This window comes from Amycolatopsis sp. NPDC050768, from assembly GCF_040654155.1.
GTDB lineage: Bacteria > Actinomycetota > Actinomycetes > Mycobacteriales > Pseudonocardiaceae > Amycolatopsis.
This window is the reverse complement of record NZ_JBFAHL010000001.1, coordinates 1,174,593-1,188,171: the sequence shown is the minus strand read 5'-3', so window position 1 is coordinate 1,188,171 and position 13,579 is coordinate 1,174,593. Positions and strand designations below refer to the sequence as shown.

The 13,579-nt window shown below is 70.0% G+C and carries 16 protein-coding genes; 10 read left to right on the top strand and 6 right to left on the bottom strand.

Annotated features, from left to right (window positions below):
* Positions 1-2: 2 nt before the first annotated feature.
* The 3 genes from AB0H62_RS06080 to AB0H62_RS06070 all read left to right on the top strand — a co-directional run bounded on the left by AB0H62_RS06080 (position 3) and on the right by AB0H62_RS06070 (position 2,104).
* Entirely contained in the window at positions 3-320 is a 318-nt protein-coding gene (locus tag AB0H62_RS06080; RefSeq protein WP_360584400.1) for a DUF485 domain-containing protein, read from the top strand.
* A gap of 50 nt (positions 321-370) precedes the next feature.
* Positions 371-721, top strand: a complete 351-nt coding sequence (locus tag AB0H62_RS06075; protein ID WP_360584398.1) for a rhodanese-like domain-containing protein — start codon at positions 371-373, stop codon at positions 719-721.
* 285 nt (positions 722-1,006) lie between these two features.
* Positions 1,007-2,104, top strand: coding sequence for a DUF4328 domain-containing protein (locus tag AB0H62_RS06070; protein WP_360584396.1), 1,098 nt, complete (start codon positions 1,007-1,009; stop codon positions 2,102-2,104).
* Between the two features lie 96 nt (positions 2,105-2,200).
* On the opposite strand, the gene AB0H62_RS06065 is transcribed toward AB0H62_RS06070, so the two are convergent.
* On the bottom strand, positions 2,201-2,794 hold the full coding sequence (locus tag AB0H62_RS06065) for a TetR/AcrR family transcriptional regulator (RefSeq protein ID WP_360584394.1): 594 nt from the start codon (positions 2,792-2,794) through the stop codon (positions 2,201-2,203).
* Positions 2,795-2,893: 99 nt separating this feature from the next.
* Here AB0H62_RS06065 and mca point away from each other — a divergent pair, with 99 nt between their 5' ends.
* Positions 2,894-3,691 (top strand): mycothiol conjugate amidase Mca, encoded by a 798-nt coding sequence (gene mca / locus AB0H62_RS06060; RefSeq protein WP_360584392.1) that lies wholly within the window; start codon positions 2,894-2,896, stop codon positions 3,689-3,691.
* Positions 3,692-3,734: 43 nt separating this feature from the next.
* Here mca and AB0H62_RS06055 read toward each other — a convergent pair whose 3' ends face one another.
* The gene (locus AB0H62_RS06055) at positions 3,735-4,889 is read right to left on the bottom strand and encodes a cytochrome P450 (RefSeq protein ID WP_220245543.1); all 1,155 of its coding nucleotides are present in this window, start codon (positions 4,887-4,889) and stop codon (positions 3,735-3,737) included.
* Between the two features lie 178 nt (positions 4,890-5,067).
* On the opposite strand from AB0H62_RS06055, the gene AB0H62_RS06050 reads away from it, so the two are divergent.
* The 4 genes from AB0H62_RS06050 (at position 5,068) to AB0H62_RS06035 (ending at position 7,934) form a co-directional block, all read left to right on the top strand.
* Positions 5,068-5,943 carry a DUF5926 family protein gene (locus tag AB0H62_RS06050; protein ID WP_220245544.1) on the top strand — a complete coding sequence of 292 codons (876 nt, stop codon included), beginning with the start codon at positions 5,068-5,070 and terminating at the stop codon, positions 5,941-5,943.
* Between the two features lie 122 nt (positions 5,944-6,065).
* Positions 6,066-6,419 (top strand): DUF952 domain-containing protein, encoded by a 354-nt coding sequence (locus AB0H62_RS06045; RefSeq protein WP_220247280.1) that lies wholly within the window; start codon positions 6,066-6,068, stop codon positions 6,417-6,419.
* A 58-nt stretch (positions 6,420-6,477) separates the two neighbouring features.
* Entirely contained in the window at positions 6,478-7,110 is a 633-nt protein-coding gene (locus tag AB0H62_RS06040; protein ID WP_220245545.1) for a SigE family RNA polymerase sigma factor, read from the top strand.
* Positions 7,107-7,934 carry a hypothetical protein gene (locus AB0H62_RS06035; protein WP_220245546.1) on the top strand — a complete coding sequence of 276 codons (828 nt, stop codon included), beginning with the start codon at positions 7,107-7,109 and terminating at the stop codon, positions 7,932-7,934. Before AB0H62_RS06040 ends, AB0H62_RS06035 begins: the two co-directional genes overlap by 4 nt.
* A 412-nt stretch (positions 7,935-8,346) precedes the next feature.
* On the opposite strand, the gene AB0H62_RS06030 is transcribed toward AB0H62_RS06035, so the two are convergent.
* From AB0H62_RS06030 to AB0H62_RS06020, 3 genes are all read right to left on the bottom strand, one after another.
* Complete coding sequence (locus AB0H62_RS06030; protein WP_360584389.1) at positions 8,347-8,898, bottom strand: ferritin; 552 nt, start codon at positions 8,896-8,898, stop codon at positions 8,347-8,349.
* Between the two features lie 151 nt (positions 8,899-9,049).
* A complete protein-coding gene (locus AB0H62_RS06025; RefSeq protein WP_220247281.1) occupies positions 9,050-10,234 on the bottom strand; it encodes an arginine deiminase in 1,185 nt (394 codons plus the stop codon).
* 51 nt (positions 10,235-10,285) lie between these two features.
* Positions 10,286-11,110 (bottom strand): CPBP family intramembrane glutamic endopeptidase, encoded by an 825-nt coding sequence (locus tag AB0H62_RS06020; protein WP_220245548.1) that lies wholly within the window; start codon positions 11,108-11,110, stop codon positions 10,286-10,288.
* A gap of 22 nt (positions 11,111-11,132) precedes the next feature.
* Between AB0H62_RS06020 and AB0H62_RS06015 the strand changes: the two genes are divergently transcribed.
* On the top strand, positions 11,133-11,600 hold the full coding sequence (locus AB0H62_RS06015) for a PPOX class F420-dependent oxidoreductase (RefSeq protein ID WP_220245549.1): 468 nt from the start codon (positions 11,133-11,135) through the stop codon (positions 11,598-11,600).
* A 244-nt stretch (positions 11,601-11,844) separates the two neighbouring features.
* Here AB0H62_RS06015 and AB0H62_RS06010 read toward each other — a convergent pair whose 3' ends face one another.
* Complete coding sequence (locus tag AB0H62_RS06010; protein ID WP_360584386.1) at positions 11,845-12,645, bottom strand: DUF2470 domain-containing protein; 801 nt, start codon at positions 12,643-12,645, stop codon at positions 11,845-11,847.
* A 121-nt stretch (positions 12,646-12,766) separates the two neighbouring features.
* Between AB0H62_RS06010 and AB0H62_RS06005 the strand changes: the two genes are divergently transcribed.
* Positions 12,767-13,579 carry a hypothetical protein gene (locus AB0H62_RS06005; protein WP_360584384.1) on the top strand — a complete coding sequence of 271 codons (813 nt, stop codon included), beginning with the start codon at positions 12,767-12,769 and terminating at the stop codon, positions 13,577-13,579.

The following is a 13,579-nucleotide window of genomic DNA, read 5'->3' as shown; positions in this document are numbered from 1 at the left end:
CCGTGGAACGCACCGAAGCGGACATCGACTGGGAGCACGTGCAGGCGACACCCGAGTTCCAGCAGCTGCGCCGTCGTCGGCGCGGGTTCGTGTTCCCGATGTCGGCGACGTTCCTGGCCTGGTACCTGCTCTACGTGCTCCTCGCCGACTACGCGCACGCGTTCATGAGCGCGCGCCTGTGGGGCAACATCACCGTGGGTCTGGTGCTGGGCCTGGCGCAGTTCTTGACGACGTTCGTCATCACGGCGTTGTATGTGCGCTTCGCGAACCGCAAGCTGGATCCCCTGGCCGCGGAGCTGCGCGCCGAGTACGGGGGCTAGCGTCTGGTTCCTCACACGCGTACAACGCCTGGACATGGGAGCATGGAACTGTGGTGAGCCCCGCTGAACTGCCGACCGCCGAGGTCCGTGACCTGCCGAAGGACGGCGTGCCCCTGCTGGACGTCCGCGAGGACGACGAGTGGGCCGCCGGCCACGCGCCCGGCGCCGTGCACATCCCCCTCGGCGAGCTGCCCGCGCGGGTCGATGAGCTCGCCGAGCTCCCCGAAGACCAGCCCGTCTACGTCATCTGCCGCAGCGGCGGCCGCTCCGCCCGCGCCACAGCCTGGCTCAACGCCAGCGGCTGGGACGCGGTCAACGTCGCCGGCGGCATGGGCGCCTGGGCCCGCGAGGGCCGCCCCATGGTGAGCGAAAACGCGGGCGCCGAACCCGAGGTCATCTGACGGATGCACCCAGCCCAGCCCCCCGTCCCCCCGGGATCCGCGCACCCCGCGGGTCCTCAGGGCGGCGCGGGCTGGCCCCAGTACCCGCCTTGGCAGGGTGAGTCTTCTCCCGACGGCTGGGTGCCGGGCTTTGGTGCGCCGCCGGCTGGTGGTCCTGATTCACCCGCGGGCGCCTCGGATCCGCACGCCGGCTCGCACAACGGGGTGCCTCACTCCGCGCCAGGTGGCGCTGGTCCTGCTTCTTCTCACGCGGCCGGCCCGGCTCCTGCCGGCGGGTACTCGCAGATGGGCAGCTACCCGGCGGAGGCTGGTCCACACCCCGGCGCCTACCCAGCCGGGGCCGGTCAGCAGCCGGGATTCGCCGCGCCTGCGCAGCAAGGCAGTGCCCAAGCGCAGTACCCGCCGTTCACTGCCGCCGCCCGACCGTTCACCGCCGCCTCGCAGGGCCAGGTGCAGCGAACCGCGCCGGAGTACCCCTCCACTCCGCGGCAACGTCCACGCCTGAAGTGGGTCGCCTCGCCCCCGCCCGGTTCGGTGATCCGGCGGCGCGCCGTGGCGACCACGCCGTACACCGGCCCCCCGTCCTACCCCGTCCCGCCGCGCTGGGGCTTCCCGAACCTCGTCTGGCGCCGCCCGACGACCGTGCCCGGCACGGCTTCCAGCGCAGTGCGCGCGATCGACCGCATCCCGGTCCTGGCGCAGAGCCTCAACACCATCCTGTGGACGTTCGTGTTCCTCGCCCTCGCCGCGGCGGGGTCGGAGATCTGGCGCTACGTCCTGCTGGTGCAGAGCCGCGACTCCGCGCTGAGCACGTCGGTGGTCGGGTTCTCCGACGCGTTCGTGGTCACCGCAGGCCTGCTCACCACGATTCTTTCGCTGCTCCCGGCGGGCCTGGCCGTCTGGTGGCTGCTCGTCGCCCGCCACGCCGCCGCCGACGAGGCCGGCGTCGAGCCCGCGCGTCCCGTGTGGCAGGTGCTCGTCGGCGTGCTCGTGCCGGTGGCGAACCTGCCCATGGCGCTGTCCGTGGTGGGCGAACTGGAACACGCCGTCCTCCGCCGCCCCCGCGACCAACGCCCCAAGCCCTCCCGCCTCGTCCTCATCTGGTGGGGCACCTGGGTGGCCAACTGGGTGCTCCTCGCGGTCACGATCATCTGGCGCCTGCGCCCGGGCGTCCAGGCGATGGCGGACAGCGTCGTCCTCGTCGCCCTCACCGACCTCACGGCCGCCGCCCTCGCGATCGCCACGGCTCTCGTCATCCGCCGCTTCTCGGACCTCCTGATGCCCATCGCCCCCGGCCGACTGCGCACGCTGCGCGTGCTCAAGGTCGATGGCGCTCCCGAGCCGGAGCTGCGCAACGCTCGTCCGGTCGGGGCTGCTCGCTGAGCCTCGCTGGGCATCAGCCCCCGCGCGGGTTTGCTGCTGCGCTTGTTGTCCGACCGCCGAGCTTGTTGTCCGACCGCCGACGCTGCCCGGTGAGCTTCAGCCGAGTGCCGGTTCGAGCTGCCCGAACGCCGTCGTCGCCGCCTCACGCACCTTGGCGACCAGATCCTCGTCGCCGGCGTAGGTGAGGTCCCAGACCTCCTCGAAGAGCAGCCGCAGCACCGAAGTCAGGTGGGCCGCCGCCGTGCGCGCGAGGATGTCGCTGCCGGGGGCCTCGTGTTCCAGCAGGGCGGCGACGAGCTGCTGCTCCCGGTCGAGGTGCATCTGCGGGAGCGCGGACATGAGCGTCACGCTGGCCCGCACCATCCCGACGAACTCGATCCCCGCGAACCCCAGCAGCGCGCTCCGCTCCTCGAGTGCCGCGAAGTACCCGTCGCGCACCGCTGCGAACGGCGGGCTCGACGGAGCCTGCTGCACCAGCTTCGCCGGCCAGTCGACGAAGTCGTTGCGGATGTCGAAGACCAGGTCCTCCTTGCGCCCGAAGTGGTTGGTCACGGTCATCTTCGCGACGCGCGCCGCCTCCGCGACCTCGGCGATCGTCACCCCCTCGAACCCTCGCGCGATGAACAGCCGCGTCGCCGCGTGCGAGATGTTCTGCCTGGTCTCAAGCTTCTTCTGTTCCCTGAGGCTCACCCGGCCAGCATACTAGGCCCGACCTAAATGTGTGCTTGACCCAGTGAATCGACGAGACCTAATCTTAGGTCCGACCTAATCAACCTCGAAGGGACACCGATGACCCTGCGCCTGCTCGCCGTCCACGCCCATCCCGACGACGAATCCAGCAAGGGCGCCGCCACCCTCGCCCGCTACGCCGCGGAAGGCGTCGACGTCCTCGTGGCCACCTGCACCGGCGGCGAACGCGGCGATGTGCTCAACCCAGCGCTGAACACCCCGGCCATCCACAGGGACCTCCCCGCCATCCGCAGACGCGAGATGGCCGCCGCCGCGGAGATTCTCGGTGTGCGCCAACGGTTCCTGGGTCACGTCGACTCCGGCCTCGACCAGCCGTTACCCGAAGGGTGCTTCGCGAAAATGTCCATTGAGGACGCAGCCAAGCCCCTCGCGGACCTGCTCCGCGAATTCCGTCCACAGGTCGTGATCACCTACGACGAGACCGGCGGTTATCCACACCCCGACCACATCCGGACCCACGAAGTCACCCGCGCCGCCTTCGCCGCGACCGAGGACGGCGCCCCGCGCAAGCTCTACTACCAGGCCACCCTCAGCCGCGCGTGGTTCCAGGCCATGCACGACGCCACACTCGCCGCCGGCCTCGAGTCACAGATGGGCCCGGTCCTCGACGAGCTCCCGCCCGACCGCCTCCGCGCCACCACGAGGATCCGCTGCGAGCAGTACTTCGACACCCGCGACCGCGCACTCAAAGCCCACGCCACCCAGACCGACCCGGCCCACCCGTTCTTCCACCACTCCCGCGACGTCGAACGCGCCGCCTGGCCCTGGGAGGAGTACCACCTCGTCGGCGCCACCCCGGACACCCACGAAGACGACCTCTTCGCCGGCCTCCGCTGACCCGATCGGCCAGCAAGAACCCAGCCTGATCAGCAAGAACCGGTCAAACCGTCACCGGCAACGTCCTCAACCCCCGGATCACGAACTCCGGCCGCCTCTCCGGCTCGGCCGCCAGCCGCAACCCCGGCAGTCGCGCGGAAAGCGCCGACAACGCCGCCGCGATCTCCACCCGAGCCAACGGGGCCCCCACGCAGTAGTGGATCCCCATCCCGAAACCGAGATGCGCGTTCGGCGAGCGTCCGATGTCCAGCACATCCGGCGCGTCGAACACGCGAGGATCCCGCGCCGCCGCCCCCAGCAGCGCGCCGATCTTCGCGCCGCGCGCCACCCGGTACCCGGCGATCTCCACATCCTCAGTCGCCGTGCGCTCGAACAGCTGCAGCGGCGCGTCGAACCGGATCAGTTCCTCCACAGCCGAGTCGAGCAAACTTGGGTCCGACCCAAGTCGCTCCCACTCTGACCGATAGGTCAGCAGCGCCAGCACGCCGTTGCCGATCACGTTCACCGTCGCCTCGTGCCCTGCCATCAGCAGCAGCACAGCGGTGGCCACGACCTCGTCCGGCGTGAGCTCGCTGGCCACCAGGTCGGCCACGATCCCGCCCGGCGTCCCGTTCACCACCGAGCGCAGGTACGAGACGAAGTCGGCCGCGGCCTGCTCGGCGGCCTCGCGGCCCGCTTCGGGCAGGCCGAACTCGTACATCTTCACGATGGCGTTGCTCCACGCCACCAGCCGCGGCCCGTCCTCCACCGGGATGCCGAGCAGCTCCGCGATCACGGCCACCGGCAACGGCTGCGCGAGGTGTTCCAGCAGGTCAGCGCTGCCGTCGGCCTCGATCTTGCCCGCCAGTGTGTCCACCATGGACGAAGCGAGCGCCGCAACCATCGGCTGCAGCCGTTGCACGTGGCCGCGCCCGAACTCGCCCGCGATCACGCGCCGCAGCCGCGTGTGGGCCGGCGGTTCGTTCTCCAGCAAGGAGTTGCGGTGCAGCAGGTTGAACGATGCGAACCGCTCGAGCGGCTGCGCGTCCGTCCAGATCCGGCCCAGCCCGCGGTGGCGCAGCACGGCGGCCGACGCGGCGTGCGAGACCGTGATCGCCAGGTCGAGCCCATCGTGGTGGTGCACCTCGCCCTCGGCGCGCAACGCGGCGAACGCGGGGTACGGGTCGGCGAGGAAGGCGGGATCGGAAGCGTCGAACACGAGCCGACTCTACTGTGCCGATCGTTACCAATCCGACCACAGTCACGGCCGAATGGCTTCGTAGCAACGGATACGTGCCGCGCGGGGGCCGGCCTACTTTTGGCCGGATTAGTAACCCGGACGCTTCGGGTGGCTCCCGCTTCGATAGCGTCTGGCGTCGAGCTTTGAGGAGGCTGAAGTGGGTAAAGGCGCGCGGAAGAAGGGTCCCAAGCCGGACCGCAAACCGAAGGTGCGCGACGTTTTCGTCGGCCAGCCCTTCGACGGCCTGGCCGCGGAGCCGGAGCTGATCGCGTTGCGCGAGTTCGTGCCGTCGGCCACGGCGAAGCTCACGCTCGCCGAAGGCGGCGACGTCACGCTCGGCACCGTGCTGCCCATGGCGGCCGCGGCGTTCGTCCGCTCCGACGGGCAGCGCTACCTCGGCCTGCAGGTGCAGACGCGGTCGTCGGACATCAGCCGCGACCTCGGCCGGTCACTGCGCTGGGTGCTCGACGCGAAGCCGGGCGACGTGCTGTCCGTGCCGGACACGACCACGCCGACCGACCCGGACGAGCACAACCGCCTGCAGGACCTGCTCGCGCCGGCCGCCGAGCTGGAGCTCACGCTCCACAGCGACTTCGGCTGGTGGCTGCCCGAGGACGCGGACGCGAGCGGAGACGTCGCGGTGTCCCTCGAGCGCGCCAACGCCGCCATCATGCCCACCGAGCGCCTCGGCGCCGGTGCGTACTGGGTGCTCGCCGGCGAGAAGGCGCACCTGCGCTGGGTCCGTCCCGAGTCGGAGAACCTGCTGTTGCAAGCGCTTGCGCGCCTGTCCGCGGCCGGTACCTTGGGCCTCGGCGAGGGCACGCGGTACGCGGGTTCGTTCCGCGCCCACGGCTTGCTCGTCCCGGTGTGGGACCTCGACCCCGAGGCGCACGCGCGCGAATGGGCCGAAGCCAAGGACCAGCTCGGCGCCCGTCTCGAGGAGTCGCTGAAGTCGCTCGACGCCGAGCCGCTCAACGCCACCGAGCGCCGCGCTCGCGACGGCCTCATCGGCCGCCAGCTCACCATTCGCTAGTGGACAACGCTGTGGAAGTTCGACACCGAACTTCCACAGCGTTGACCGCAGCGGTGAAGTCACACCCCGCTCACCGGGTAAACCCGTACCTCGACGTGCCCCGCGGTGGCACGATCTTCGGGGTGATCCTGCACATCTGCTCCCGCGACGAGTGGGCCGCCGTGCCCGAGGCCGGCGACTACGCCGCGCCTTCGCTCGCCGACATCGGGTTCATCCACTGCTCCGACCCCGGCACCGTCAGCCTGCCCGCGAACGCGCTCTATCGCGGCCGCACCGACCTCCTGCTGCTCGAGATCGACCCCACGCGGGTCGACGCGCGTGTGGTCTGGGAGGCCGGCGCCCCGCCGCACCCCGACGGAATCCTCTTCCCGCACATCTACGGGCCGATCCCGCGAAACGCTGTGGTCGCGGTACACGATTTCCCATCAGGCGCGGACGGTTTGTTGAAGCTGCCCGAGTCGCTCTCCGTGCGCTGAATCGCGTGGACGTTCACGGAAAGTAGTCGCGAGAGCTGGACAACCTGCGGGGGCTGCCATGCGTGTGGGGGATGACGAGGACGCGGTGCGCGGCGATCTCATCCGGGGAGGGGGCGATTTGGTGACGGCAGCGGCACCTGTCATCTCGGGGGGAGAACCGACGTGGATCCCGGACGCGCGCGCGGCGGCCGAGCCCAGGGTGTTCGCCGAGTTCGGTGACTTCGTCACAGCCAGCCTGCCCGGCTTGCTGCGCTACGGCCACGCGCTCACCGGCAACCCGCACGACGCCGCCGACCTGGTGCAGACCGTGCTCGAGAAGATCGGCTCACGCTGGTCCTACGTCCAGCAGAAGACGGGCGACCCGCTCGCGTACGTGCGGCGCTCGATGGCCAACGCGCACGTCAGCCGGTGGAGACGCACGCGTCGGGAGAACCTCGTCGCGGACCTGCCAGACACGAGCCCGTGTGCGCCGAACGACCCGTTCGAGCACGAGCCGCTGTGGCAGGCGCTGCGAAATCTGCCGCCGAGGCAACGAGCGGTGGTGGTGCTGCGTTATTACGAAGGACTGTCCGAGGCTGAGATCGCGGAAGCGCTCGGCGTCAGCCAGGGGACGGTGAAGAGCCAGGCCAGCAAGGCCATCGCTTCGTTGCGGACGAAGCTGAAGCACGGAGAAGGGAGCGAAGCGGGTTGAACGTCTCCGAGGACGAGCTCGAACAGCGGCTGCGCACGCTCTTTTCCGACGACCGGCTCGGCGTCGCGCCGCCGGCCGACGCGGCTCCGGCGATCATGGCCGGTGCGCGACGACGTCGGCAGCGGCGGAAGGTGCTGATGTCGGCGTCCGGGGCGGTGTGCGCGCTCGCGCTGGTGTCGGGTGGGCTCGTGGTGTTCAAGTTCCAGGCCACGACGGGCACGGCCGACCTCACGGCTTCACGGCTGACGGTGCCGAACGTGTCCGCTCCGCCGCCGGTCGCGCCGGTTACGGCGGCCTCACCGCCGGCGGCCGAAGATCCGCCTGTTGCCCCGCCGGTCGCGCCGTCGCACGTCTCGTCGGCTCCGCCGAACCGGCATTCACCACCGCCGGCGACGCGGGGTGACGCGCCGGACAAGGTCACGAAGGGACCGTTGCTGACGGCGGACGGTCTCGGGGTCTTGAAGCTCGGGATGACCGAGGAGCAGCTGACCGACTCGGGCCTGACGCTGACGCAGGTCAAGGAATCAGCCGGCTGCACCTACTACGACGTCGCCGGCGAGGGCGTCCCCGCCGCGACCGCCGTGGTTTCGCCGGACGCCGGCGTGGTGGTCGTGAAACCGGACGGCGCCGCCCACACGCCCGAGGGCGTCGGCGAGGGCTCGGCGAAAGAGGACGTGACCGCCGCGTACCCGGGAACATCCCAGGCCTCCGACGGGTTGGTAGCACCGACAGGCGACGAGGGCGCCTACCACTTCACCCTCGCCGACGACGGCTCCGTCTCGAGCCTCGACGTCCGCTCCGTCAACCAGACCTGCGCCGGCTGAGCCGGGCGCCGACCGAGGAACCCGGGCTATCCACAGGGGGAGAGCCCGGGTTCCTCTCTGTCCGGGCCCTTTATGCACAGCTGGCGACGGCTCGATGGGCCTGACCTAACGAGCTGCCGGCGACTGCCGCCGTTGTGGATAGGTGGGTAGGTCGAACCCAATGAACCCCGGCCCGGATGCGCGCAGAGCTGCTGGTGCTCGGGATTGGCCTGGCGTTGTGGACGGCTGGGTGGGTCGGACCTAGCGACTGAACCGGCAAGCCGACTGCCAGCGGCATGACCCCGGTGCCCCGCGCGTCTCACGTGCCGACAAAACGACGAAGCCCGGGTTGTCCACAAGGGGACAACCCGGGCTCCGCGATGGCTGGCCTGATGGTGACAGCGCCCGCTGACTGGCCGGTTGAACGGCAGCCTTACAGAGCGCCGCCCGCGACGGGGGGCATGCCGGCGTCCGCGGAGGCCGTGCCGACGGCCTCGCGGTGGAGGAACTTCTCGATCTCGTACACGTTGTCACCCGCGCGGCGCGCGACGGTGACCAGCGTGGACATCTGGGAGATCTCCTCGACCTGCTCCTTGAGGAACCACTGCGTGAACTGCTCGCTGATGTAGTCCTCTTCGGCCCGCGCGGCCTTCGCCAGCGCGGAGACGTCGGCGGCGACCTCCTTCTCCTGCTCCAGCGCGAGCTCGAGGAGCTCAAGCGGGGCGGAGAATTCGTTGCGGACGTCCTTGACGCCCGGCACCTCTACGTGGTGGTCGCGGTCGAGCATGTACTGCACCAGCGCCATCGCGTGGTTCCGCTCTTCCACGGACTGCTTGTAGAAGTGCTTCGCGAGCTGCGGCAGGTCCTCGTTGTCGAACCAGACCGCCAGCGCGATGTACTGCTGGGACGCGTGGAACTCGTTTTGGATCTGCGCCTGCAGCAGTTCGTAGAACTTCGAGCGCGGTTCTTTCTTCGTGAGGGCCATGCCAATGACGGTACGACAACTCCCGATTAATTTCCACTTTTACCTGGTGATCTCCACCCTATTAGGGTTACCATTCCTAAAGAAATACTCCCTTATTTTGGTTAGCCTTCCCTTAATTGATTCCACTCATTTAGGGAAGGCTAACTTCGCTTTATATCGTGTCCCGTACGATTGGGCACGACATGCAGCGCGGGCCGCCGCGACCTGAACCCAGTTCGGATCCGGCGATGGCGAGGACCTCGATCCCGGCGTCGGCCAGGCGTTCGTTGGTCTCGAAGTTGCGCTCGTACCCGACGACGACTCCGGGGGCCAGCGCGAGGGTGTTGTTGCCGTCGTCCCATTGCTCGCGTTCGGCGGTCACGGGGTCGAGGCCCGTGTCGATCACGCGCAGGCGGTCGATGCCCATCGCCTCGGCGGCGGCGCTCAAGAACGGCGCCGGCCCCGCGACTTTCACCCCGCCGTCGCCGGTGGGACGCACAGTGAACGCGGTGAGTGAATCGCGCGCGAGTGGGTACATCACGACGGCGTCGGCCGCGACCATCGTGCATACCGTGTCCAGGTGCATCGTCGCGCGGGTCTGCTCGATCGGCACGGCCAGCACGGTGTGCGCGAGGCCGTCGGCGAACACCGAGCGCGCGAGCGACTCCGCGCCCGCCGGCGTGGTGCGCTCGCCGACGCCGATGGCCAGCACGCCCGGGGCCAGCAGCATCACGTCGCCGCCCTCGATGGGCGCGGAGTGGGCGCCGTACGCGCGCGCCGCGTGGCGGAAGCGCGGGTGGTAGGCGTAGACGAGGTCCAGCACAGCCGTTTCGCGCCGCCGCGCGGGCATGGTCAGCGACGAGATTGCCACGCGGTCGCCGATCCACGCCGACGAGTCGCGCGTGAACAGCAGGTTCGGCAGCGGGTCGACCGCGAACTCGTGCGGGTCGCGCATCATCCGCACCAGCGACGAGCCCTCCGACGACGGCAGCTCCTCGAACGTCATGCCCGCCATCAGGACCTCGGCGAGCGTGTTCGCGTCGACGCCGCTCAGGTGCGAGCGCAGCGAATCGGCGAGGTCGGCGCCGAGGCGCAGTTCATCCACAGCCGCGTGGACGCCCGCGGTGTGCGCGCGGCTGTCCTCCAGCGCCGTGCGCAAGGTGTCCGCCAGCAGGAGCACTTCGACGCCGCGGCCGCGGAGCACTTCCGCGAACGCGTCGTGCTCTTGCTGGGCCCGGGCCACCCACGGGATGGAGTCGAAGAGGAGCTGGTCGTTGTTGCGGGGCGTCAGCCTTTTGAGCTCGTTTCCCGGCCGGTGCAGGAGAACTGCACGAAGGGGTCCGACTTCGCTGTCCACCCTGGGCGGTGCCGTCACGTCGTTCACGAGGTCGAGCCTAATGAGCGCGCGTCAGGGGAGCCAGGAAAGATGGCCTTTCAGGAGTGAATAACCGACGAAAGACACCACGTCGAAAAGGGTGTGCGCGGCGATCAGCGGCCACAGCCGGTTGGTGCGCTGCCAGATGCGGCCGAACACCAGGCCCATGACGAAGTTGCCGACGAACCCGCCGAACCCCTGGTACAAGTGGTACGAGCCGCGCAGCGCCGCGGCGCCCACGAGCGAATTGTTCTCGCGCACGCCGAGTTGCCGCAGCCGCGTGAGCAGGTAACCGATCACGAGCACTTCTTCGGCGAACGCGTTGCCGAACGCCGAGAGCGTGAGTGCTATCGGGCGCCACCACGTGTCGCCCAATGTGGACGGTTGCACCGCGAGGCTGAAGCCGAGGTGGTAGGAGAGGAAGTACAGGCCCAGCCCGGGAATCCCGATCACGGCGGCGAGGCCGAGGGTGATCAGTGCGTCGGACCCGGGGGAGCGGCGGTCGAGGCCGATGTCGCGGATCTTGAGGCCGGCGCGCCACAGCAGGTACAGGCCGAGCACGCCCCAGCTGACGAGTTGCAGCGCGTTGAGCACCTGCTGCAGCAGGTCAAGGAGGCTGGCGGCGGCCTGCGGGACGTTGAGCTGCACCTGTTGCTGCGCCAGCGGGACCGGGCGCAGCAGTGAGTCCACAAGGGACAGCAGGCTGCGTGCGCCGGAGAGGCCGAGCGTGATGCCGAAGACGAGCACCAGCTCGAACTTGACGGCCCGGCGCTCCTTCTCGTCCACGATCGGGGCGGGCGAATCGGGCGGAAGGGGCAGCAGCCAGGACCTGATGCCCGATCGCTCTGTCGTGCTCATGAGCGCACGCTACCTTCGGGGTATGCCTCGGACTATCGCCACCAACACGAAGGTCGACCGCGACGCGCTGGTCGAGTTCCTGAAGCCCCGCCACCACGCGATCCTGGTCACCACCCGCGCCGACGGGCGGCCCCAGCTCTCCCCGAACACGTGCGGCGTCGACGCGGAGGGCCGCATCGTGATCGCGACCTACCCGAAGCGGGCGAAGGCCGCGAACCTGCGGCGCTCGGCTGCCGTTTCGGTCTGTGTCCTGTCGGACGAGTGGAACGGCCCCTGGGTCCAGGTCGACGGCACCGCCGAGGTCATCGACCTGCCCGACTCCGTCGAACCGCTCGTCGACTACTTCCGCAGCATCTCCGGCGAACACCCCGACTGGGACGAGTACCGCGAAGCCATGCGCAAGCAGGGCAAGAGCCTCATCCGCATCACCATCGACCGCTGGGGCCCCATCGCCACGGGCGGCTTCCCGCCGGAACTGGCGGACGACTGAGGTTTCGCGCTTGCCGCGACCGGGCCGGCTCCACTGAGGTGGGGCCGGCCTTTGTCGTGTGTGGCCAGTTTCTGCTGGTTGGGTCGGACCCAGCCAGCGGGATGAGTTGTCCCCAGGCACAACTCATCCCCATGGGGACAGGTGCCGGGCTGTCCTCATGGGGATGAACGCGAGTTGTCCACAGGTGGATCACTCGACATGTCCTCGTGGGGATGGCCGACGAACCATCCCCACGAGGTGGGACTCAGTCGGAGCGGTGCTGCTGGCGGAGAAAGGGGCAGCCGACCAGCCGGCGGAGCTCGGCGGCCAGCTTGGGCGGGCTGTCGATCGGCTCCGAGAACGCCAGGCGCACGTCGTGGTCGCCGGTGTCGGACTCGACGCGCAGGCGCAGGCCGTAGCGGTCGAGGCCGAGCGGGCGGATGCGCCCGTGCTGCAGGCCCGGCGGCAGGTGCTGCGCGAGCTGCTCCACGACGTCCGAGTGGTCGCTCTCCAGGTGGCGCAGCCACTCGGCCTCGTAGCTGTGGAACGGATCCGGCGGCGCCGCGCTGAACATGTGCGGCCGCAGCGAGTGCGTGCCCTCCGCGTCGGCCAGGACGAGGGACGCGGGGGTGAGCCGCAGGAGCGTCAGGCCGTGGCCGACGTCCAGGAGCCGCTCGTCCGGCCGCTGCTCGGCGATCGACACGGCGCGGGCGCGCGCCGAAACCGCCGAGAGCGGCCGGAGCCACCCGGTTATCCACAGCAGGCCGCGGATGGGTTCCCGCAGCTCCACCGGGGCGTGGTCGGCGAGCTCGACCATGACGGCGAGCTCGCCGCGCTGAGCCTGCCGCGACGTGCGCACCATCGGGTGCTCGTCGGGCAGAAGGATGCTGACGCTGCCGCTGTGGTGCACGTGGTGCAGCACAGGCACCACGCGCTCGGCCTCGCAATCGGTGCGCTCGACGGTCGGCATGATCGTCGCCGGTCCGTTGCGCGTCGCGATCGTCTTGGCCCGCTCGGCGGGGTTCGGCGCGGGCGGGCGGCGGACGGATGTCGGGGCCTCGGTCACGGGTCACCTCCTACTTAGGTGAGCCTAACCTGAATTCCGTCAAGAAGGGAAGACCCGATCCGTAACGCACCCCGCGCGAGTGGCGAATAGCCGGTGATCAGTACCGCCACCCGGGGAGAACATGGTCGACAAAACGGACACCATCCGTGTCTGGGAACCGGATCCGAAGACGCCGGCCGTGAACCTGCCACGCGGCGCCGACCGCAAGCTCGTCCTCAGAGCCGTGGGCCGCACGCTCGTCGCGACGGTGATGACGCTCGGCGGGATCGCGCTGTTCTTCGCCGGCATCGGCGTCGCCGCACGGCTGCCCGACGGACGCTGGCTCCACTTCACCCTGTCCGCGGGAAGCCGCACCCAACTCGCCGGCCAGCGGCGCTTGTGGCTGATCCGCAACGGTGATCGCGCGATCGTCGCCCTGCCGGGCGCACCCGCGGCCGGCTTCGGGCACCTGAACGACGAGCCGATCGCCGGCGCCGCGGAGCTCCCGGTCGTGTTGCTCCGGCCGGTGTTCCGGAATCTGGCACTCTCCGCCGTCGCGGCCGCCCTCGCCGTCTGGACGATCGTCGGCGTCTTCGAGCACCGATCCGCCGGATGGCCCGCCGTCCTGACGGCGGCCCTTGCCGCCGGCGCCGGTGCGGCCGCCCCGCTCGTGGCGATCCTCCGAGGCCTCACCGTGCTCGGCATCCGCCGCACGCTCCGCCGCGACAGCTGGACGGAGCTACCGGCGCAGAACGACCTCGTCGAAATGCCCGACGGCCGCACCGCCCGGATCGACTGGGCCAAAGCCGGTGCGTCAACGGCCCGCATCACCGCCGCCTCGAAAACCCTCTGGATCTACGGCCACGCCCGCCCCGGCGTCCCCCGCGCCGGCACGCCCGGCTTCCCCGGGAGCGGGAACGTCCGGCTCAAGCTCGTCAAAACCCACGCCAAGTAG

Excerpts from the sequence above, each read along its gene's own strand:
- AB0H62_RS06070 (WP_360584396.1), top strand. The coding sequence starts at position 1,007 with ATGGGCAGCTACCCGGCGGAGGCTGGTCCACACCCCGGCGCCTACCCA.
- mca (WP_360584392.1), top strand. The coding sequence starts at position 2,894 with ATGACCCTGCGCCTGCTCGCCGTCCACGCCCATCCCGACGACGAATCC.
- AB0H62_RS06040 (WP_220245545.1), top strand. The coding sequence starts at position 6,478 with ATGCGTGTGGGGGATGACGAGGACGCGGTGCGCGGCGATCTCATCCGG.
- AB0H62_RS06030 (WP_360584389.1), bottom strand. The coding sequence starts at position 8,898 with ATGGCCCTCACGAAGAAAGAACCGCGCTCGAAGTTCTACGAACTGCTG.
- AB0H62_RS06020 (WP_220245548.1), bottom strand. The coding sequence starts at position 11,110 with ATGAGCACGACAGAGCGATCGGGCATCAGGTCCTGGCTGCTGCCCCTT.
- AB0H62_RS06015 (WP_220245549.1), top strand. The coding sequence starts at position 11,133 with ATGCCTCGGACTATCGCCACCAACACGAAGGTCGACCGCGACGCGCTG.
- AB0H62_RS06005 (WP_360584384.1), top strand. The coding sequence starts at position 12,767 with ATGGTCGACAAAACGGACACCATCCGTGTCTGGGAACCGGATCCGAAG.